Genomic DNA, 20,532 nt, shown 5'->3' on the forward strand with positions numbered 1-20,532 from the left:
CGATGGAGGGCATGGCGTGGTGGTCGAGGCGCCCGAGGGAGTGCGGATCATGCGGGCGCGGCCCGAGGACGCGGGGGAGATCCTCACGGTGCAGCGGGCCGCCTACGTGACCGAGGCGCAGCTGTACGGTGACCCCTTCATCGCCCCGCTCATCGAGTCGGTCGGCCAGGTCGCGGAGGCGATCGCGACGGGGACCGTGCTGAAGGCGGTCGCCGGCCCACGGATCGTCGGGGCCGTGCGGGGAAGGCTCACCGGCACCACCTGCCTGGTGGGACGGCTCGTGGTCGCGCCCGACCGGCAGCGCCAGGGGATCGGCAGCGCCCTGCTCACCGCCCTGCACGACAGCGTCCCCGAGGCGGCCGCCTTCGACCTCTTCACCGGCCACCTCTCCGAGGGGAACCTGCGGCTCTACCGCAGGCTCGGGTACCGCGAGACCAGGCGGGAGCGAGTGGCGGACCACCTCACCCTGGTCCACCTTCGCTGGGAGCGCTGAGCGATCGGTATGCTGCGGGCGTGCTGAAGGTCGGTCTCACCGGCGGAATCGGTTCCGGCAAGAGCGAGGTGGCCCGCCGGCTCGCCGAGCGCGGCGCGATCGTGATCGACGCCGACAAGATCGCACGCGAGGTCGTCGAGCCGGGCACCCCCGGGCTCGCCGAGATCGTCCAGGCGTTCGGCGACGAGGTGCTGCGGCCCGACGGCACCCTCGACCGGGCGAGGCTCGGCTCGATCGTCTTCGCCGATCCCGAGAAGCTCAAGATCCTCAACGGGATCGTCCACCCCAAGGTCGGCGCGCGCATGGCGGAGCTGGAGCAGGCCGCCCCGCCGGACGCCGTCGTCGTCTACGACGTCCCGCTCCTGGCGGAGAACGGGCTCGCCCCGCTGTACGACCTCGTGATCGTGGTGGACGCGGCCGACGAGACGCGGATCAAGCGGCTCACCACGCTCCGCGGCATGCCGGAGCAGGACGCCCGGGCGCGGATCGCGGCCCAGGCGTCCCGCGAGGAGCGCTTGAAGATCGCCGACATCGTGATCGAGAACGAGGGGTCGCTCGAGGACCTCGACGCCCGGGTCGCCGAGGTCTGGCAGGAGCTGCGCGCCCGCCGCGATCAGGACAACACTTCCTCCGGCCTGAGCCGGCGGACGCCGGGAAGGTAGCCGTCCAGTTCGCCCGGTTCGAACCGGCACAGATCGATCACGTACCAGAACTGGCCGGCGACCTCGCCTTCGGACTTGTACAGCCCGGTCGGCGTGAACGCGGCCCACCCTTCGGGAAGCCCCAGCAGCGTGGCCCGCTGCCGCGGTCCGGCGAGGTCCCACAGGATGACCAGGCCGTCATCGCCCGCGCTGGCGAGCAGTTCCCCGGAGGGGTGGAAGGCGACGGAGCTGATCCGCTTGGTGTGCCCGGTGAGGGCGTGCAGCTGTACGCCACGCGCCGGATCCCACAGCCGGATGGCGAGGTCGTCGCCCGCGGTCGCCAGCAGGTTACCGTCCGGGCTGAAGGCGGCGGTCCAGAGCCGTCCTCCGCCGTGCTCCAGTACGTGGAGGCAGTCCCCGGAGGGGACACGCCAGAGCCGGGCGGTGCCGTCATTGCTCGCGCTCGCCACGAGCTCGCCGGAGGGGTGGAAGGCGACCGCGTATACCCGGTCCTTGTGCCCGGACAGCGTCGCCGTGCACTCGCCCGTGACCATGTCCCACAGCCGGACGATGCGATCATCGCAGCCGGTCACTATGAGGCGGCCGTCAGGGCTGAACGCGATCGAGCGGACCCGGCCCCGGTGCTCGGTGAGGTGGAGCTCCTGTCGTCCGCTGGCGCGGTGCCACACCCGGACACTGTCGTCGTCGTTGGCGGTGGCGAGCCGGGTGCCGTCCGGGGTGAACGCCTGCGCCCACACGTGATCGGTGTCCACGTTGAGCTCGCGCGCATAGCCGTCTGACGTCGGATCCCAGAGATACACGCCCCCGTCGTTGCTGGTGGTGGCGAGCAGGGACCCGGCCGGACTGAACACGGCCGACTCCAACCGGTCCCCGGTCCCGGTGAACGACCGGATCCGGCGCCCGGTCTGTGGGTCCCACAGCCGCACATAGCCGTCGCTACCGCAGGCGGCGAGCATACGGCCGTCGGCGGAGAACGCCACCGAGTTGATCCGGCGGCCGTGGCCGCGCAGTACCCGCCGGCACCGCCCAGTGCGCGGATCCCACAGCCGGATCATGCCGTCGCTGCTGCTGGTCACGAGCCGGTGTCCCTTGGGATGGAAGGCGAACGGCCAAACCGAGCCCCGGTGCCCGCTGAGCTCGGCGAGCTGCTCGCCGCTCGCCGACCAGACCCGGACGACACCCTCGCTGTCTCCGGTCACGAACAGCTCACCGGACGGGCTGAACGCCACATGGTAGATCGCGCCCTCGTGGCCGCTGAGCGTGCCCATGAGCTGTCCGGTGTGGGGATCCCACAGCCGGACGGTTCCCTCGGTGTCGCCGGAGACGAGCGCGTGACCGTCCGGGTGGAAGGCGATGGCGCAGATTCCACCAGGGTGACCGGTGAGCCGATGGAGGAGCTCACCGGTATAGGGATCCCAGAGGCACAGCACTCCCTGACCGTCCCCTGCGGCGAGGAGGCGGCGCTCCGGGGAGAGGACCAGCCGGTAGAGCGCCCCGCTGTGACCACGCAGTTCATGCCTGACCTTTCCGGTGGACAGGTCCCAGACCCGGATCGTGCCGTCCGCGTCCCCCGTGATCAGCCGCCCGCGGAGGAACACCGCGCCGTTGATCGGCGGCGTGTGTCCCCGCAGCTCCAGCATGAGCTCACCCGCTGACCACACCCGTACCACGCCGTCGGCACCGCCGGCCGCGACCAGGTCGCCGAAGAGGGCCACCGGCCAGGCGCCGTTCGGATTCCCCTGGAGAACATGCCGCATCTCCCCGGTGTGCGGATCCCATATCCGGACCGTGCCGTCACTCGCCCCGGTCAACAGCCCGGCCGAGCCGTACGCGACCTTGTACACCCGGCCCCGATGACCACGGAGGGTGCGCAGTGGATTGCCGGTCGCCGCTTCGCAGATGAGCACCCCACCGTCGTCGCCGCCCACGGCGAAGACTCCTCCATCTGGGCGGTACGCCACCGGTTCAGGCAGCCTGACGGGCTGGTCGTGGAATCCGGACTGGACGCCGACCGATTGCGGTGCCACCTGGACTTCTACTTGATCATCGGTGTCCGGGCGGGGTGCGATGGCCGCGCCGTACAGCTCGGGTGCGCCGTCCGGGACGCCGGTCGCGTCGATGACCGCGGCCCGGTCCCATCGGCTCCCAGTGATGACGACGTCCCGCACATCGGCCCGCATGAGCCTCGCTCGGGTCAGATCGGCACCGGTGAGGTCAGCCCCGGCGAGTTTCGCGTTGTCCAGCCGGGCGCCGATGAGCCGGGCGTTGCGCAGCACCGCGCGCTCCAGGTTTGCGCGGACCAGCTGTGCCTCAGTGAGGTCCGCGCCGGTGAGATCCACCCCGGAGAGATCCCGGTGCGAGAGGTCCTCGCCCCGCAGCAGGGCTCCGCGCAGGTCGGTCCGGGCCGCGGTGCGCAGCCGGTTGGTCACCTTGAGCGCGTTAGCGCGCGCCGCTACGCCCGCGTCCGGGGAGGCGAGGGTGCGCGCCGCCCAGGCCTGGAGCTCCGCTCCCTTGGCCAGGTCGCAGAGGAACTCTATGGTGAGCTCGGACAACGGCCGCAAGGACAGTTCCTTGAGGTGGTGCGCCAGGTGCCGGGCCACCAGCCACTCGGCGACCGATTCGTGGATGAACCCGAACAATCCCTCGTCCGTGCGGACCAGCAGGCTGCCCGAGCCGATCGCGTGGACCGTCTGGCCCACGGACATGCGGGCGCCCGCCTCGGCCTCATCGTCGGTGAGCTCGGTGAGGAGGGTCGCCGCGACGTCGTCGAGCTCCGACCGTTCGAGATACGTCTCGCCGGTCTTCCACAGCCGCACGGCGAGCGTGGTCACCGCCCGCCACAGCTCGTCAAGGGTGAGCCCGCCCGGCGCACCGGCCAAGCGGGTGCGGCTCTCCTCGTGCCTCAGCCAGTGATCCAGAATCTCCTGGTAGAGCGATGCGGCGCTGATCGTCCCCCCGGCTTGGGCGACCGCGCGCACCCGTTCTTCCGGCAGATCAGCGATGAAGCTCAGCATCCGGGGGTTGCTCGCGAGATCGAGCAGGTTGGATATTCCGCCTAACAGCGTCATCCGGTCGTCGGCCGCCTGCTGCGAGCCGTACCGGTTGACCAGAAAGGCGCGGATCTGCTCGGTGGTGAAGCCCTCGATGCTCAGCACCCGATGGGTCGGCAGCCGCTCGACCCGTTCCCCGAGGGCGGTCATCACCTGCCCTCGTGATTGGAAGTGCTGGGTACGGGCGGCAACGACGATCTTCGCCTTGTCCTCGGCGGCCTGCAGCAGGGTGTCGAGGTGATCGGCGGCCCGCTCGTAGGTGACCCGGGTGACGAGCTCGTCGAAGCCGTCGAGGAGGAGCACGATCCGGCCCTGGCGGAGCATGTAATGAAACGCCTTGACATCGATCAGCTCCTCGCCGTGGTTCGTCAGGTGCGACGCGACCAGAGAGTCGACCGCCTGCGACTTGTCCAGGTTGCGCAGCTCGATCAGCAGCGGGGTGAGGTGGGGGAGTTCGCTGGGGATCCGGCGGGCCAGCTCGCGCATCGCGAATGTCTTGCCCGTGCCGAAGTCGCCGAGGAGCAGGATGAACCTGCCGTGGTCGCCGGCGAGCAGCCGCATCAGCTCCCCGGTGAGGTCGTCGCGGATCGCGCCGTCGGACCGGCCGAGCTCGCGGAACCGGAACCGCTGCGGCACATACAGCTCGGGCGGGTAGCGCCGATCGGCGTTCAGCCGCCGGGTCTGCTTGGCCACGTGGTCCGACAGGTCGAGCAGCCCTTGGAACTCCGTGAAGCTGCGCAGCCGCAGACCGCGCCGCAGCGCTTCGTTACGGAGGGCCTGGGGCGGCGTCGGCCCTTGGTAGACGAGCTCGGAGCCGTGCTCCAGGCCGATGGTGTGCACGAGGCTCAGGAACGTCTCCACCTGCTCGCGGGTGACGGCGCCGGCGTGGGCGCCGATGAGGAACTGGCGGACGAAGCCGTCCTCGGCGTGGGTGACGAGCAGGTAGGGAGGGTCGCCGTCCACTCTGCGGATCTTGGCCCGTTCGAACCGGGCCCGGCAGACCTCAATGATCCGGTCGAGCAGCCGGGCGGCAGGATCATCGGCCTGAGTGGGCTCACCGGGGGCGTCCTCAGCGGGCTCGGGCGGGGCGGGCGACGCCCCGGGCCGGCGCAGCAGGCGGTACGGCAGGATCTGGGGCCGTCCGGTGACGAGGGGATCGCGTCCACCACCGCGGGTCCACCGGCGCAGGCCCTCTGGAGTGATCTCGATGAGCTGGTGGTGGCCGGGCGCGAGCGCGGGCACGCACGGCCGTCCACCGAACTCCCAGACCTCCTCCGTTGCGCCGTCGCGTGGGTCATGGCCGTGGACCAGCAGGTCGAGCCGGGAGCCGAGCAGACGCTGCAGGCTCTCTGAGTCACGGAGGCGGTCCGGGGGATGGGCGATGACACCGATCCTCAGCCGATCGCCGTGCGGCCGGAGCCGCTCGGCGAACCACGCCGCTTGGGCTTTGCCGACGAGGCCGTAGTCGTCCTCCGCGCGGTGGCTCATCGCGATCGTCGAGTTGAGACCCGCCACCACGGTGCGGAGCTCGGGCAGCTCGAACAGCGTCCACGGCTGGGCGGTGTCGAAGATCGTTCCGTCGAGCCCTTGGTAGAGCTCCTTGAACAGGCTGGCGAAGTGCTTCCACTTCGGCCAGTACGGCGGCGTCGGGCGCACGTCGTCCGCCTCGCAGCCGGTGAAATAGGCCTCGCAGGCCTTCTTGTTAACGTCCCGCGGGCCAGGAACGATGATCAGGCGGTTGGCCTCCAGCCCGAGCAGCACCCGCAGTCCGGTCAGGAATCCGAGCGCCTGCTCGTACTCACGTGGGACCCCGGACTCGGTGAGGTCGCCGGTCACGATGAGCAGGTCCGGCCGGGGCGCTCCGGCGTCGGCGAGCCGGGTGAGGTCACCCCAGATGCTGGCCTGCAGCTCGCCCGCCTCCAGCGGTTCGTCGCCCTTCGGCAGCCCACGGCCGAAGCGCGGCCCGGCGATGTGCAGCAGGGTGATCGAGTCCGCACTGGCCGGCCGGTCCGCCGTCGGGAAGGGGGGCGGGGCCACCGGGGTGCGCCGGAGTTGAGGGCCGCTGACGGCGTCGACCACGGCGTGCGCGGCCGGGGTCTCCGGATCGAGCGGGAATCCGGGCCGCTTAGCGGGCTTGGCCCGGCCGACCAGCGCCTGCTGGATCCTGGTCAGCAGGAGCCGCCGCGCCTCCTCCGCGTCGGTCACGCCCACGAGGTCTATCCAGGTGATCGTGCCGAGCAGGCCTTCGAGCGGGACGTCCTCCAGCCGCACTGTCACCAGCTTGCTCGACGGATTGTCCGGATCGGCGCGCACGCCGCCTGCCATTCGAGCCGGCCGTACCGGGAGCGCAGGTAGTTGCGGCTCAGGACGGCGACGACCAGGTCGGCCTCCCGGACGCCGCGGTCCATGAAGTCGATGAAGTTGGTCCCGGGCACGAAGTCCCAGGCCTGGAGCATGGTGCGGTACCCCGCATCCTCGAGCTGCCAGGCGATCCAGGTCGCCCAGCGCTCGTCGGCGGGGGAGTAACTGATGAAGATCTGGATCCCCTCGCCCAGCCGAGCGGTCATGACGCCAGTATCACCGCTCAAGCTGATCGTTTCGAGAGGCAATCATCGGCTGAGCCGATAATCGGAGGTTGCGGACGTGGCGGTGGCCGGATTCCGGGTGTCCTGGTTCGTCTCGCATGGCCGGACCGGCGCCGATGGCCTAGCGAGGCATGGCTGCTCCGGCGGCCGATCCGCCGCGTTGATCGTTGTACCCGGTCGTGTCCGCGTCCGCCGGCTCAGGCGCGTGGGAGCGCGTCGGCGAGGGACTTCGCCTCGGCCACGATGGCAAGGAGGGGCTCGATCAGGGCGGGAGCCGCGGCGATGAAGCTCCTGGCCTCGGGCGGGGCGTCCACGTCCGCCTCGAAGGGCCCACCGTCAAGCCCGCGGATCTCCAGCCCGGCCTCCTGGGCGATCAGCGCCCCGGCGGGCAGGTCCAAGGCCTCGGCCTGGTAGCCGATCATGCCGTCGATGTCGCCCCGGGCGAGCATCGCCCAGCTCAACAGCGGGGCCCAGAGCTGGAGCACGCGGCGGGCGCGCAGCTCCATGGTCATCTTGAGCGCTCTGACCTGAGAGTCCTGCCGGGGCACCCCGTGGCCCTGCGTCCAGGCGAGCACCGGGCCGTGCGGCAGGTCACGGCGGGGCGGACCGGTCAGCGGTCCGGTGGGCCCGAGCGCCCCCGCGTCGCGCACCGCCGACCAGGTGTGCCCGCGGACGGGATCATGGACCACTCCCACCACCGGGCGCCCGCCACGGCACAGCGCCAGCCCCACCACGTACGCGTGGAGGCCGATCGCGATGTTGTTCGTGCCGTCCAACGGATCGATGAGCCACGTCCACTCACCACTGCCGTGCACGCCCGACTCCTCAGCGATCACCCGATGGGTGGGGAACGCGCCGAGCACCCGGTTGATGAGGACCGCCTCGATGGCCAGGTCGAGGTCGGTGACCACGTCGCCGGAGTCGCCCTTCGGCCGGACGCGTAGGCGGCCCGCTGACTCGCGCAGCATCGCCCCCGCGGCCTCCGCCGCCTCTATGGCTACCCTTCGCGCGTACTTCCACAGGTGTCTCCTCGCGAGTCTGGCGGCGCGGGCGGTCTCCGCGGCATCGCAGCGCTCACGACGGACCCGGTGCGGGGGAGTGGTGATCGGGCCGAGCGACAGGTCGCGGTGACCGGGAATCTGCCGGCCGAGCGCCACCGTGGCGGCCTCGCCTCCCTCCGGGGCGAGGCTGATATGAAACAGGCCGGCGCCAGTAGGTCTGACCTGGGCCGAACCGCTCTTCGCGCACGGTAGCGTACCTGACCGTCCTCTCGGTTGGCTGGATGACATCCCAGTCCGCCGCCGAGACGACCTCGAATACGCGGTGGGTGGGATCCGGTGTCTCGTCGATCACGGAGATGTGGACGTTGGCCACTCGTCCGTAGAGGACGTGGCTGACCAGCTCCCAGCTGTGGCAGTGCACCGGCGACGTTGTGACGCGCGCGCTCCTGATCCGCTGCGACCAGATGTGCACGCAGACTCCATCGCCTCCGGCGCGCTCCAGCGGCAGGCAGAGGAAGCCCAGCGGATGCCGGACGGCGGTCACGCCGGTGCGGCCGGCCGCGATGTCGCCGAGCACGTCCAGTGCCCACTCGCGTACCTGTCCACCGGCGATGAGCCCGGCCACTTCGTCGTAGGTCATGGCGCGTACGGATTCTTGGCGCGGACCGCTTTCTTGATCACGTCCACGACGTCTCGATCGGTGAAGGACCGGGGCAGGGGCAGGTCGATCCGGTCGAAGAGCTTGCGGACCTCTTCGACCGTGGGCTCCTCGCTGAGCGGGACGGCCCTATATCGCTCGATCGGCACCTGGCGGGCCTGCTGGAAGCTGGTGCGCAGCTCGGTGAGGCAGCTCTCGTAATAGAAGCTCTTCGTGTAAGCGATCATGGCCCGGTCCGGGCTTTCCACCGTGACGATCACCGCACGGCTGGACAGATCCCAGCGGAAGGTGGTCATCACGGAGGAGAGCCCCACGCCGATGTCGAGCAGGCCGTACCGCTGCCGGTACCAGAAGGCGGCGAGAACGGTGGCGAACGACTCCTTCCTCGTCCGCTCAGTCGTCCACACCTCGCCCGTGTCGTCGGGCAGATCCGACAGCGAGCGCCGGTAGTGGGCGTAGGCCTCGCAGACCTCCTCGTTCGTGGGATCGATGATCTCGACGCGCAGGGTGATGGGGCGCTTATCCTGCCGGGCCGCCGCGACGATCTCCGGTATGGTCACCGCGCGCAGATAGGTGCCGGTGCCCCCCCCTTGAACGCCCAGTAGGTCGTGCCCCGCCGTGCCTCCGCGTGCGCCTGGGCGATCTCCTTTCTGCTGGTGAGGATTCGCACGACCGACATGTCCTCGAGCGTTCGCTGGGCCCGGGTCAGCACCTGCTCGAGCTCGTCCAGGCGGTTCAGCTGGAGCTTGGCCAGCGCGTCGGACGTCCGCTGCATCGCCAGCTCTACCGGCTCCTGCCGTACGCGGTCGCGCAGCAATGTGGTCGTGACCAGCGCGAGCACGGCGAGGGTGGCGCCGCTGACCAGCTGGGAGCGGGTATCGTCGGCGATGACGTTGTCGGGCAACAAGCCGAGTACGGCAACGGCGACGGCGAGTATCAGGGCGATTGCGCCGTCGATGTTCTTGACCGCCCAGTTCACGGAACGCTGGACGGTCTCTCTAAACCTCGCCATATATTCAGCCCCACATCGAGTGATCACCCCGTCCGAGATCGTAACCGAGCGGTTAACTCTGGAAAAGGTCGAGTCAAGACGGGGAGGCCGTCAGCCGTTCCGAAAATGTCCGGCGGGGGACGTAGGTTAGACAGACGTGGCCGTCCGGGTCGGCGACGCGAGGAGTGGTGAGCGATGGGATCTCTGATCGAGCTGCCGCGGAAGGACGGGCGGTTCCAGGTCGTCACCGACATGACCCCGTCCGGTGATCAGCCCGCGGCGATCGCGGAGCTGGAACGCCGGATCAAGGCCGGCGAAAAGGACATCGTTCTGCTCGGTGCGACCGGGACCGGAAAGACCGCGACCATCGCCTGGCTCATCGAGCGGGTGCAGCGCCCGACCCTGGTCATTGAGCCGAACAAGACGCTCGCCGCGCAGTTCGCCAACGAGCTGCGCACCATGCTCCCGCACAACGCGGTCGAGTACTTCGTCTCGTACTACGACTACTACCAGCCCGAGGCGTACGTCCCGCAGACCGACACCTACATCGAGAAGGACTCCTCGATCAACGAGGAGGTGGAGCGGCTGCGGCACTCGGCGACCTGGTCGCTCATCTCCCGCCGGGACGTGGTCGTGGTCGCCTCGGTCTCCTGCATCTACGGCCTGGGTACGCCCGAGGAGTACGCCAACCGGATGCTCCGGCTCAAGGTCGGCCAGGAGATCGACCGCGACCAGCTGCTGCGCAGGCTCGTCGACATGCAGTACACCCGGAACGACGTCTCGTTCACCCGCGGCACGTTCCGGGTGCGCGGGGACACGATCGAGGTCATCCCCGTCTACCAGGAGCTCGCCGTCCGGATCGAGATGTTCGGTGACGAGATCGAGCGGCTCTGCACCCTGCACCCGCTCACCGGCGAGGTGCTCGGGGAGGACGACGAGGTGCCGATCCTGCCCGCGTCGCACTACGTCGCCGGCCCGGAGCGCATGGAGCGGGCGATCGCGTCGATCGAGGCGGAGCTCGCCGAGCGGCTCGCCGAGCTGGAGCGGCAGGGCAAGCTGCTCGAGGCGCAGCGCCTGCGCATGCGCACGACCTACGACATCGAGATGATGCGGCAGATCGGCACGTGCTCCGGCATCGAGAACTACTCCCGGCACATCGACGGCCGGCCGCCGGGCAGCCCGCCGCACACCCTGCTCGACTACTTCCCCGAGGACTTCCTGCTCGTCCTGGACGAGTCGCACCAGACCGTGCCGCAGATCGGCGCGATGTACGAGGGCGACGCCTCGCGGAAGCGGACCCTGGTCGAGCACGGCTTCCGCCTCCCGTCCGCGCTCGACAACCGCCCGCTGAAGTGGGAGGAGTTCCTCGAGCGCATCGGCCAGACCGTTTACCTGTCGGCCACGCCCGGGCCGTACGAGATGTCGCGCTGCCAGGGCGACGTGGTCGAGCTGGTCATCCGCCCGACCGGCCTGGTGGACCCGGAGATCGTGGTCAAGCCCACCAAGGGGCAGATCGACGATCTCATGGAGGAGATCCGGGTGCGGGCGGAGCGCGGCGAGCGGGTGCTCGTCACCACGCTCACCAAGAAGATGGCCGAGGACCTCACCGACTACCTGCTGGAGAACGGCATCCGGGTCCGGTACCTGCACAGCGAGGTGGACACGCTGCGCCGGATCGAGCTGCTCCGCGAGCTCCGGCAGGGCGACTACGACGTGCTCGTCGGCATCAACCTGCTCCGCGAGGGTCTCGACCTGCCCGAGGTCTCGCTCGTCTCCATCCTCGACGCGGACAAGGAAGGGTTCCTGCGGTCGGAGACCTCGCTGATCCAGATGATCGGCCGGGCCGCGCGGCACGTCTCCGGCCAGGTGCACATGTACGCGGACAAGATCACGCCCGCCATGCAGCGGGCGATCGACGAGACCAACCGCCGCCGCGCCAAGCAGCTCGCCTACAACAAGGCCCACGGCATCGACCCCAAGCCGCTGCGGAAGAAGATCGCCGACATCCTGGACACCCTGGTCCGGGAGGACGCCGACACCGCCCAGCTGCTCGGCAACGGGCGCCAGCAGGCGCGGGGCAAGGCGCCGGTGCCCGGGGTCCTCTCCCAGACGCCGGGGAAGCACGCCAAGGAGATCGTCGGCGAGATGCCGCGGGAGCAGCTCGAGGCGCTGATCGAGTCGCTCACCGAGCAGATGCGGGCCGCCGCCGCCGACCTCCAGTTCGAGCTCGCCGCCCGGCTCCGCGACGAGATCAAGGAGCTCAAGCGGGAGCTGCGCGACATGCGCGAGGCCGGGGTGCGGTAACCCACCGGCGCCGAGAACGGGTCCCGCGAGCGGACCGCCGTCCGGCGTGCCGCGCCGCGGGCGACCCGGAGCCGACCCGTGTGCCCAGGGAGTCGACCGCGTGCTCACGGAGCGCTGCGGCGCGAGAGGAAGGCGTCGGCGACCGCAGAGCCGACCTGCGCCCACGGCGTGATCTCGTGCCCGGTACGTCTTCGGCTCCCTCGCCAGGCCGGCCGCCGGGCGTGTCGTCGCCCCACCCCGGCGGGGCCGTAAGGGACCCCGCGGTACCCCGGCAATCGCGAAGGGCGTCAGCCCGCCCGGGCGGGGCCGTGGGCCTCCGCCGGGTCCGGCCGGGAGCCGTTCCGCCCCTGCGCCGGGCCGTCCGGTGACCCGTGCCGGGCCGGCGGCACGGCCGCACGGGAGTGCGCGCGCGGGCCGGCGGGGGAGGCCGCCGCGGCGTGCCCGGCCGGGCCCGCGGGGGAGGGCGCGCCCGGGCACGCGGAGCCGGGCGCGGAGACGGAGTCGGTCCGGTACCAGCCGAGCTCGGGGGAGTGCCGCTTCACGATCTTGGCCGGGACTCCGGCGATCACCGAATGGTCGGGGAACTCGCCGCGCACCACGGCACCGCCGGCCACGACCGACTGCCGGCCGATCTTGGTGCCGGGGAGGATGATCGCGCCGGCGCCGATCCAGGAGCCGGAGCCGATCTCCACCGGCTTGTTGCGCGGCCACTGCCGCCCGATCGGCACCTCGGGGTCGTCGTAGGCGTGGTTCTGGTCGGTGATGTAGACGTACGGGCCGGTGAACACGTCGTCACCGATGACGATCGACTCGTGCCCGACGATGTGGCTCCCCCTGCCGATCGAGCAGCCGCGGCCGATCCGCACGATCGGGTCGGGGCCGAGATCCATCCCCGGCACCATCCCCGCCGAGATCGTGACCCGCTCCCCGATGAGGGTGTGGTCCCCGATCTCGATCCACTGCTCCCCGAAGATCGCCCCGGTGGGGAAGGCGATGCACGCGCCTTCGCCGAAGTAGCGGAAGCGGTACCCCGCGGTGGCTCCGGGGTGGAGCGCGGCCGCCTCCCGGAGGTAGTCCCACCCCCGGTGGATCAGCCGGCCGAGCGCGCGCTTTACGATCGACATAGCCGGACAAATTACCCGGTGGTTCCGGCTCCCGCCACAGGGGGTTCCGGTCCGGCCCACGAGGGGTTCGCGCACGTAAGAGCACTGTTGAGCGAAGCCTTTGATATTCTGATACCCCGTGGGCATTTTCCGGACGCCGTCCGGCGCCGGGGACCGAAACGACCACGGGAGCCTTTCTTGCGCAGCGCCGCACAAACCAAGCACGTATTCGTAACCGGCGGCGTCGCCTCCAGTCTCGGCAAGGGGCTCACCGCCTCCAGCCTTGGGCGCCTCCTCAAGCTTCGTGGCCTCAGGGTCACGATGCAGAAGCTCGACCCGTACCTCAACGTGGACCCTGGGACGATGAACCCGTTCCAGCACGGCGAGGTGTTCGTCACCGACGACGGTGCCGAGACCGATCTCGACATCGGGCACTACGAACGCTTCCTCGACACCGAGCTGCACGGGTCGGCGAACGTGACCACCGGCCAGATCTACTCCAATGTGATCGCCAAGGAGCGCCGGGGTGAGTACCTGGGCGACACCGTGCAGGTGATTCCGCATATCACCAACGAGATCAAGGACCGCATCCGGGACATGGCAGGCCCGGATGTGGACGTCGTGATCACCGAGGTCGGCGGGACGGTGGGCGACATCGAGTCGCTGCCGTTCCTCGAGGCGGTCCGCCAGGTCCGCCATGAGGTGGGCCGGGACAACGTCTTCTTCCTTCACGTCTCGCTGCTGCCGTACATCGGGCCGAGCGGTGAGCTGAAGACCAAGCCGACGCAGCACTCGGTCGCCGCGTTGCGCAGCATCGGCATCCAGCCGGACGCCATCGTCTGCCGCTCGGACCGGCCGATCCCCGCCGCGCTCAAGCGCAAGATCAGCTTGATGTGCGACGTGGACGAGGAGGCCGTGGTCTCGGCCGTCGACGCCGCCTCGATCTACGACATCCCCAAGGTCCTGCACGCCGAAGGCCTCGACGCCTACGTGGTGCGGCGGCTCGGCCTGCCGTTCCGCGACGTCGACTGGACCGAGTGGGACCGGCTCCTGCGCCGGGTCCACCACCCGGCCAAGGAGGTCACGATCGCGCTGGTCGGCAAGTACATCGACCTGCCCGACGCCTACCTGTCGGTCACCGAGGCGCTCCGCGCCGGCGGGATCGCCAACGACACCCGGGTGAACATCCGGTGGGTCAGGAGCGACGACTGCGAGACCCCCGAGGGAGCCGCCCGCGAGCTCGACGGGGTCGACGGGGTGCTCGTCCCCGGCGGGTTCGGGGTGCGCGGCATCGAGGGCAAGGTCGGGGCGATCCGGCACGCCCGCGAGAACCGGATCCCGCTGCTCGGGATCTGCCTCGGCATGCAGTGCATGGTGATCGAGGCCGCCCGCAACCTCCTCGGCATCCCGGACGCGGGCAGCACCGAGTTCGACCCGAACACCCCCAACCCGGTCATCACCACGATGCCGGACCAGGAGGACGTGGTCGCCGGCGCCCGGGACATGGGCGGCACCATGCGCCTCGGCCTCTACCCGGCCAAGCTCGCCGACGGCACCCTCGTCCGCCGGTTGTACGGCAAGGCCAAGGTGGAGGAGCGGCACCGGCACCGCTACGAGGTGAACAACGCCTACCGGGAGCGGCTGGAGAAGGTCGGCCTGGTCTTCTCCGGGCTGTCGCCCGACGGCCGCCTGGTGGAGTTCGTCGAGCTCGCCGCCGACCAGCACCCGTTCTTCGTCGGCACCCAGGCGCATCCGGAGTTCCGTTCCCGCCCGACCCGGCCGCATCCCCTGTTCAAGGGGCTGATCGAGGCCGCGCTCGAGTACGCGGAGCGGCGGGAGGCGGCGGTCACCGCGGGCAGGACCGGCACCACGTGATGGCGGAGCACATGGACGAGGTGGAGCAGGTCGCCGACGCCGCCGAGTCGTGGGAGGTCGTCGCGACCAAGGAGTGGTTCTCCGGGCGGGTCATCTCGCTGCGCACCGACACGGTGGTGATGCCGGGCGGGGTGACGGCGGACCGCGACTACGTCGTCCACCCCGGCTCGGTGGGGGTGGTCGCGCTCGACGATCGGAACCGGGTGCTGCTGATCCGCCAGTACCGCCACCCGGCCCGCCGCCTGCTCTGGGAGCTCCCCGCCGGCATCCGGGACGTCCCCGGTGAGCACCCGGTGGACTGCGCGGCGCGCGAGCTCGCCGAGGAGGCGGGCTACCGGGCGCGCACCTGGCACACCCTCGTGGACATCCTCACCTCGCCGGGGATGTGCGACGAGCGCATCCGGATCTTCCTCGCCCGGGACGTGGAGCCGATCCCGGAGGAGGGCAACTCCTTCGTCCGGGAGCACGAGGAGGCCGACATGCCGGTGGTGTGGGTCCCGCTGGAGGAGGCCGTCCGGAAGGTGTTCACCGGAAAGATCCACAATTCTCCCGCGGTCGCGGGTATCCTCGCCGCATACGTCGCTTCCGCCGACGGATTCAAGGGACTGCGTCCCGCCGACGCGCCGGAAGCCTGAGGTCCCTGCGGTGACGGAGAGCCGTGCTGACCGAGCCTGAGGCGGTGCTGTCGAGCTACCTGAACCACCTCGCGGTGGAGCGAGGGCTGTCCGCCAACACGGTCGCGTCCTACCGCCGCGACCTGCGCCGGTACCTCGACCACCTCAAGGCGCGGGGTCTCCGCACGCTCGCCGAGGTCCGCGAGGACGACGTGGCCGCGTTCCTCACCGCGCTGCGCGAGGGGGACGCCGACCACCCGGCGCTGGTGGCGAGCTCGGCGGCGCGGGCCTTCTCCGCGGTGCGCGGCCTGCACCGGTTCGCGCTCCGCGAGGGCCTGACCCGGCACGACCCCGCGCACGCCATCCGGCCTCCTCGGCAGCTGCGCCGCCTGCCCAAGGCGATCAGCGTCGAGGAGGTGGAGCGGCTGATCGCCGCGTGCGGCCCGGACGGCTCCCCGCTCACCCTGCGCAACCGGGCGCTGCTCGAGCTGCTGTACGGCACGGGCGCCCGGATCTCGGAGGCGGTCGGCCTCGCCGTGGACGACGTGACGACCGGCGCGCCGACTGATCCGGCGCGGGACCAGGTACGGCTGCGCGGCAAGGGCGGCCGGACGAGGATCGTCCCGCTCGGCCGGTACGCCCGGCAGGCGCTCGACGCCTACCTGGTCCGGGCGAGGCCGCAGCTCGCCGCGCAGGGCCGGGGGACGTCGGCGCTCTTCCTCAACGCGCGCGGCGGCCGGCTCACCCGGCAGGGGGCGTGGGAGGTGCTCCAGGCCGCGGCGGAGCGGGCCGGGCTGTCCGGGGTCTCCCCGCACATGCTGCGCCACTCGTTCGCGACCCATCTCCTCGACGGCGGAGCCGACGTCCGGGTCGTCCAGGAGCTGCTCGGCCACGCCTCGGTGGCCACGACCCAGGTGTACACGCTGGTGACGGTCGACCGGCTCCGGGAGGTGTACGCGGCTGCCCATCCCCGGGCACGGGGTTGATGGCCTCCGGTTGGCTGGGAGATCCTTTCCTGGATTATCGTGCCCTTGGCGCGCCGCCTTGCTGCACACGTGTCGACCCTTTACATTCGATCGGGTTCGAGGCCGTCAGGGAGGACCAGATAAGGTGACTGCGACCACAGAGGCGACGTGGAACGCGGGTATTCCCGGCGGTGCGATCGGGCCAACCGGCCGTCCTCGTCCGGTGTTCCCGGAGCCGACACCCCCGGAGAAGCACGGTCCGGCGCGTGTCGTCGCCATGGTGAACCAAAAGGGCGGGGTCGGCAAGACGACCACCACCATCAACCTGGGCGCGGCGCTGGCCGAGGTCGGCCAGAAGGTGCTGCTCGTCGACTTCGATCCGCAGGGCGCGCTCTCCGTGGGGCTGGGCATCGACCCCCGCGTGCTCGAGACGACGATCTACGACCTGGTGATGGAGGACCCGGACGTCACGGTGGAGGACGTCCTCCTCGACACCCCGGTCGAGAACATGCAGCTCCTGCCGAGCAACATCGACCTGTCCGGTGCGGAGATCCGGCTGGTCAACGAGGTGGCGAGGGAGTACGCCCTGCAGCGGGCCCTGCAGCCGCTCCTGCCGCACTACGACATCGTGCTGATCGACTGCCAGCCGTCGCTCGGCCTGCTCACCGTCAACGCGCTCGCCTGCGCGCACAGTGTGATCATCCCGCTGGAGTGCGAGTTCTTCGCGCTCCGCGGTGTGGCCCTGCTGATGGAGACGATCAGCAAGGTCCAGGAGCGCGTCAACAAGAACCTGCAGATCGACGGCCTGCTCGCGACGATGTACGACCCGCGCACCCTGCACGCGCGGGAGGTCCTTCAGACGATCATGCAGGGCTTCGGCGACAAGGTGTTCCACACCGTGATCAACCGGACGGTTCGCTTCCCTGACGCGACGCTCGCCGGAGAGCCGATCACCATCTTCGACCCCGGGTCGATGGGCGCCGCCGCCTACCGTGACCTCGCCCGGGAGCTGCTCGCCCGCTGGTCGTCCATGAACGGCTGATGGCGGGGTTTCCGGCAGGGCGTGCGGTGAGCACGGCCGGTGCGCCCGCCGGCGGTGCCGCCGCCCGGTCCCGCTGCGTCCCGGCCGGGACGCGGCCCGGCGCGTACAGGTCACGGGAGGCCCGCCGGTGACGCCACGCGTCGCGGAGGACGGCCCGTGGGCGTGACCCGGCAGCAGGAGGCGGAGCAGGAGCAGGGCCCCCACGCCGGTTTCCAGGTGCACCTGGACGTCTTCGAAGGCCCGTTCGACCTGCTGCTCGCGCTCATCGCCAAGCACAAGCTCGACATCACCGAGGTCTCCCTCCACAAGGTCACCGACGAGTTCATCGCGTACATCCGCTCGCGCGGGCCGGAGTGGGACCTCGACCAGGCGAGCCACTTCCTGCTCGTCGCCGCCACCCTGCTTGACCTGAAGGCGGCGCGGCTGCTGCCCACGGGGGAGGTCGAGGACGAGGAGGACCTCGCCCTGCTCGAGGCCCGGGACCTGCTGTTCGCCCGGCTCCTGCAGTACCGGGCGTACAAGGAGGTCGCGAAGATCTTCGCCGAGCGGATGGCGGACGAGGCGCTGCGCTTCCCCCGCAGCGTGCCGATGGAGAAGCGGTTCGCCGACCTGCTCCCGGAGCTCGTGCTCGGCATCGGCCCCCAGGAGCTCGCCAAGATCGCCGCACGGGCCCTGACGCCGAAGGCCCCGCCCAAGGTCCCGGTCGAGCACATCTACCAGCCGCTCGCCAGCGTGCGCGAGCAGGCGTCTATCCTGATCGAACGGCTGCGGAGGGTCCAGCGGGCCACGTTCCGTGCGCTCACCGCCGACTGCGCCGGGCTCCACGAGGTCGTCGCCCGGTTCCTGGCGGTCCTCGAGCTGTACAAGGAGGGCGCGGTCTCCTTCGACCAGGTCGAGCCGTTCGGCGACCTGTACATCACCTGGACGGGGACCGCGGACGGCGACATCACGATCGGCGACGACTACGGGTCGGGCAAGCCCGCCGGGGAGGGCGGCGCGCCCGAGCGGGCGGACGCCACGTCATGACGACGGAACCGGGAGCCGCCGGGCGCCGGCCGCCCGGCGGGTCCCGGCAGGACGGACGAGGAGCGATGGAGATCAGCGAGGCGCCTGACCAGGACCACCACGCCGCCCCTTCGGAGGCCGCCGGCCGGGGCGCGCCGGAGCCGGTCCCACCCGGTACGGCGGACCGCCCGGGCACGGGGGACCGGTCCGGCACGGCGGATCAGCCGGGCGTGACGGACCGGCCCGGTGCGGACGACCGGCCCGGCACCGGCGCGCCCGGGGACGGCGCGGCCGACCGGCCGCCCGAGCTCGACGTGCGGGCGGCCCTGGAGGCGATCCTGATGGTCGTGGACGAGCCGGTCCCGGAGGCGGACCTCGCCAAGGCGGTGGACCTCCCCGCCGACCGGGTCCGGGACATCCTCGCCGAGCTCGCCGCGGAATACACGGCGGCCGGCCGGGGGTTCGACCTACGAGAGGTCGCCGGAGGCTGGCGGATCTACACCCGGCCCGAATACGCCCCCGTGGTGGAGCGGTTCGTCCGGGACGGTCAGCAGGCACGGCTGACCCAGGCCGCACTCGAGACGCTCGCCGTGGTCGCCTACCGCCAGCCGGTGTCCCGGGCCAGGGTCTCGGCCGTGCGCGGGGTCAACAGCGACGGCGTCATGCGGACCCTGGTCGCCCGCGGCCTCATCGAAGAAGCGGGCACGGATCCGGAGAGCCAGGCGGTGCTCTACCGGACGACCAACTACTTCCTGGAGAAGCTGGGGTTGCGGAGCCTCGACGAGCTCCCGGAACTCGCCCCATTCCTCCCGGATGACGTGGAGATCCTTGAGGAGAATCAGTGAAGAGCAGGCGTTACACCCCGTCCGGTGAGGGACGCGGTAAGAGCCGGGGCACCGGCCCGAAGGACGGTGCCCGCCGCGGCGGTCTCGGCAAGCCCCGCCGCACCGTGGAGGACGACGCCCGGAAGCAGCGCGGCCGCGGCGGCCCGCGCGCCGCGGGCGCCCGGTCCGGCCAGGCCCGGGCCGTCCCCGGCGGTGAGAGCGGCGCCGCGGCGCGGCGTGAGAAGCGCACCGGGCGGCCCGCGGACCGGCCGGCGGCGCGCGCCGGGCGGAGCGGCGTGCGCGCCAGGTTCGGCCGCTCCGGGGCGCGGCAGCGGCCGTGGCGCGAGGACCCGGCCACCGCGCCGGAGGAGGCCCGCGCGTCCGGGCCCGGGCGTGCCGCCGAGCGCCATGAGGAGCGCCGGGAACGCCCCGCCGCGGCCGCGCGGCGCGGCCCGGCCACGCCCCGAGGCGACCAGGCCGGCGACCGCCGGGAGGAGGAGTGGCTCCGTGAGCCGGTGCGCGACCCGGACTTCGACGACGGCCACGCCGAGGAGCGCGACACCACCGAGGTTCCGGGCGGCGAGCGGCTGCAGAAGGTGCTCGCCCGGGCGGGCGTGGCGAGCCGCCGCGCCTGCGAGGAGCTGATCGGCCAGGGCCGGGTCACCGTGGACGGCCAGGTGGTGCGCCGCTACGGCGCCCGGGTCGACCCCGAGCGGCAGATCATCCGCGTGGACGGCAAGCGCATCCCCACCTCCACCGGCCTCGCCTACTACGCCTTCAACAAGCCGGCCGGCGTGGTGAGCACCATGGACGACCCCGAGGGCCGGCCCTGCCTGGCGGACTACGTCCAGGACCTCGCGCCGCGGCTCTTCCACGTCGGCCGCCTGGACACCGCCACCGAGGGCCTGCTGCTGTTCACCAACGACGGCGAGCTCGCCCACCGGCTCACCCACCCGAGCTACGGGGTGCGGAAGAAGTACATCGCCAAGGTGGCCGGGCCGGTGCCCCGGAAGCTCGCGCGCACCCTGCGCGCGGGCGTGGAGCTCGAGGACGGCAAGGTCACCGTGGACGGCTTCACCGTCATCCAGCAGCACGGGCGGCAGGCGCTCGTCGAGATCGTGCTCCACGAGGGCCGCAAGCACATCGTCCGGCGGCTGATGGAGGCGGTCGGCCACCCGGTGCTCGAGCTCGCCCGGATCGAGTTCGGCCCGGTGAAGCTGGGCCGGCTGAAGCCGGGCACGGTACGGGCCCTGACCCTGCGGGAGATCGGGGACCTCTACGCCGCGGTCGGGCTCTGATCCCGGAGACGGGAGACTTTCGTAACCCGGGCATAATGGCGGTCAGGCGCGCGCTGGGCTAC

At 71.2% G+C, this 20,532-nt stretch carries 17 protein-coding genes; 10 read left to right on the top strand and 7 right to left on the bottom strand.

Translation table 11 applies throughout. From position 1 onward, the window contains the following. The first annotated feature begins 49 nt into the window (after window positions 1-49). Together TBIS_RS07385 and coaE are read left to right on the top strand one after the other, a co-directional pair. Entirely contained in the window at window positions 50-493 is a 444-nt protein-coding gene (locus tag TBIS_RS07385; protein ID WP_041432053.1) for a GNAT family N-acetyltransferase, read from the top strand. A gap of 20 nt (window positions 494-513) precedes the next feature. After that, window positions 514-1,155 (top strand): dephospho-CoA kinase, encoded by a 642-nt coding sequence (gene coaE, locus TBIS_RS07390; RefSeq protein WP_013131730.1) that lies wholly within the window; start codon window positions 514-516, stop codon window positions 1,153-1,155. Here the strand turns inward: coaE and TBIS_RS07395 are convergent. The 6 genes from TBIS_RS07395 to TBIS_RS19795 all read right to left on the bottom strand — a co-directional run bounded on the left by TBIS_RS07395 (window position 1,107) and on the right by TBIS_RS19795 (window position 9,461). Beyond that, complete coding sequence (locus tag TBIS_RS07395) at window positions 1,107-6,518, bottom strand: WD40 domain-containing protein (protein WP_242384322.1); 5,412 nt, start codon at window positions 6,516-6,518, stop codon at window positions 1,107-1,109. The two genes, coaE and TBIS_RS07395, sit on opposite strands and share 49 nt — an antisense overlap. Beyond that, on the bottom strand, window positions 6,479-6,772 hold the full coding sequence (locus tag TBIS_RS19785; RefSeq protein ID WP_241019928.1) for a toll/interleukin-1 receptor domain-containing protein: 294 nt from the start codon (window positions 6,770-6,772) through the stop codon (window positions 6,479-6,481). The genes TBIS_RS07395 and TBIS_RS19785 overlap by 40 nt, the downstream gene beginning before the upstream one ends. Window positions 6,773-6,987: 215 nt before the next feature. Next, window positions 6,988-7,947, bottom strand: a complete 960-nt coding sequence (locus tag TBIS_RS07400; protein WP_013131732.1) for an inositol monophosphatase family protein — start codon at window positions 7,945-7,947, stop codon at window positions 6,988-6,990. Further along, entirely contained in the window at window positions 7,865-8,431 is a 567-nt protein-coding gene (locus TBIS_RS19010; RefSeq protein ID WP_206207392.1) for a hypothetical protein, read from the bottom strand. The genes TBIS_RS07400 and TBIS_RS19010 overlap by 83 nt, the downstream gene beginning before the upstream one ends. After that, entirely contained in the window at window positions 8,428-9,009 is a 582-nt protein-coding gene (locus TBIS_RS19790) for a hypothetical protein (RefSeq protein ID WP_013131733.1), read from the bottom strand. Before TBIS_RS19790 ends, TBIS_RS19010 begins: the two co-directional genes overlap by 4 nt. Beyond that, window positions 9,006-9,461: a hypothetical protein gene (locus tag TBIS_RS19795; protein ID WP_013131734.1), complete on the bottom strand. Its 456-nt coding sequence runs from the start codon at window positions 9,459-9,461 to the stop codon at window positions 9,006-9,008. Before TBIS_RS19795 ends, TBIS_RS19790 begins: the two co-directional genes overlap by 4 nt. Before the next feature lie 174 nt (window positions 9,462-9,635). Here TBIS_RS19795 and uvrB point away from each other — a divergent pair, with 174 nt between their 5' ends. Further along, the gene (gene uvrB, locus TBIS_RS07410; protein ID WP_013131735.1) at window positions 9,636-11,744 is read left to right on the top strand and encodes an excinuclease ABC subunit UvrB; all 2,109 of its coding nucleotides are present in this window, start codon (window positions 9,636-9,638) and stop codon (window positions 11,742-11,744) included. A gap of 287 nt (window positions 11,745-12,031) precedes the next feature. Here the strand turns inward: uvrB and TBIS_RS18575 are convergent, their stop codons facing one another. Next, window positions 12,032-12,868 carry an acyltransferase gene (locus TBIS_RS18575; protein WP_013131736.1) on the bottom strand — a complete coding sequence of 279 codons (837 nt, stop codon included), beginning with the start codon at window positions 12,866-12,868 and terminating at the stop codon, window positions 12,032-12,034. Window positions 12,869-13,045: 177 nt separating this feature from the next. Between TBIS_RS18575 and TBIS_RS07420 the strand changes: the two genes are divergently transcribed. From TBIS_RS07420 to TBIS_RS07450, 7 genes are all read left to right on the top strand, one after another. Next, entirely contained in the window at window positions 13,046-14,722 is a 1,677-nt protein-coding gene (locus tag TBIS_RS07420) for a CTP synthase (protein WP_013131737.1), read from the top strand. Then, window positions 14,722-15,357: an NUDIX domain-containing protein gene (locus TBIS_RS07425; RefSeq protein WP_241019934.1), complete on the top strand. Its 636-nt coding sequence runs from the start codon at window positions 14,722-14,724 to the stop codon at window positions 15,355-15,357. The genes TBIS_RS07420 and TBIS_RS07425 overlap by 1 nt, the downstream gene beginning before the upstream one ends. Window positions 15,358-15,380: 23 nt before the next feature. Further along, complete coding sequence (gene xerD, locus TBIS_RS07430; RefSeq protein WP_013131739.1) at window positions 15,381-16,322, top strand: site-specific tyrosine recombinase XerD; 942 nt, start codon at window positions 15,381-15,383, stop codon at window positions 16,320-16,322. A gap of 160 nt (window positions 16,323-16,482) precedes the next feature. Then, a complete protein-coding gene (locus TBIS_RS07435; protein WP_273369392.1) occupies window positions 16,483-17,343 on the top strand; it encodes a ParA family protein in 861 nt (286 codons plus the stop codon). Window positions 17,344-17,499: 156 nt separating this feature from the next. Then, on the top strand, window positions 17,500-18,369 hold the full coding sequence (locus tag TBIS_RS07440; RefSeq protein WP_013131741.1) for a segregation and condensation protein A: 870 nt from the start codon (window positions 17,500-17,502) through the stop codon (window positions 18,367-18,369). Between the two features lie 293 nt (window positions 18,370-18,662). Then, window positions 18,663-19,193, top strand: a complete 531-nt coding sequence (gene scpB / locus TBIS_RS07445) for an SMC-Scp complex subunit ScpB (RefSeq protein ID WP_041432057.1) — start codon at window positions 18,663-18,665, stop codon at window positions 19,191-19,193. After that, window positions 19,190-20,470 (top strand): pseudouridine synthase, encoded by a 1,281-nt coding sequence (locus TBIS_RS07450; RefSeq protein WP_013131743.1) that lies wholly within the window; start codon window positions 19,190-19,192, stop codon window positions 20,468-20,470. Before scpB ends, TBIS_RS07450 begins: the two co-directional genes overlap by 4 nt. Window positions 20,471-20,532 lie beyond the last annotated feature (62 nt).

The sequence above is a fragment of the Thermobispora bispora DSM 43833 genome (assembly GCF_000092645.1).
GTDB classification, from domain to species: domain Bacteria; phylum Actinomycetota; class Actinomycetes; order Streptosporangiales; family Streptosporangiaceae; genus Thermobispora; species Thermobispora bispora.

Coding starts and splice junctions, on each gene's coding strand:
- TBIS_RS07385 (WP_041432053.1), top strand. CDS start 50: ATGCGGGCGCGGCCCGAGGACGCGGGGGAGATCCTCACGGTGCAGCGG.
- TBIS_RS19785 (WP_241019928.1), bottom strand. CDS start 6,772: ATGACCGCTCGGCTGGGCGAGGGGATCCAGATCTTCATCAGTTACTCC.
- TBIS_RS19010 (WP_206207392.1), bottom strand. CDS start 8,431: ATGACCTACGACGAAGTGGCCGGGCTCATCGCCGGTGGACAGGTACGC.
- TBIS_RS19795 (WP_013131734.1), bottom strand. CDS start 9,461: ATGGCGAGGTTTAGAGAGACCGTCCAGCGTTCCGTGAACTGGGCGGTC.
- uvrB (WP_013131735.1), top strand. CDS start 9,636: ATGGGATCTCTGATCGAGCTGCCGCGGAAGGACGGGCGGTTCCAGGTC.
- TBIS_RS18575 (WP_013131736.1), bottom strand. CDS start 12,868: ATGTCGATCGTAAAGCGCGCGCTCGGCCGGCTGATCCACCGGGGGTGG.
- TBIS_RS07425 (WP_241019934.1), top strand. CDS start 14,722: ATGGCGGAGCACATGGACGAGGTGGAGCAGGTCGCCGACGCCGCCGAG.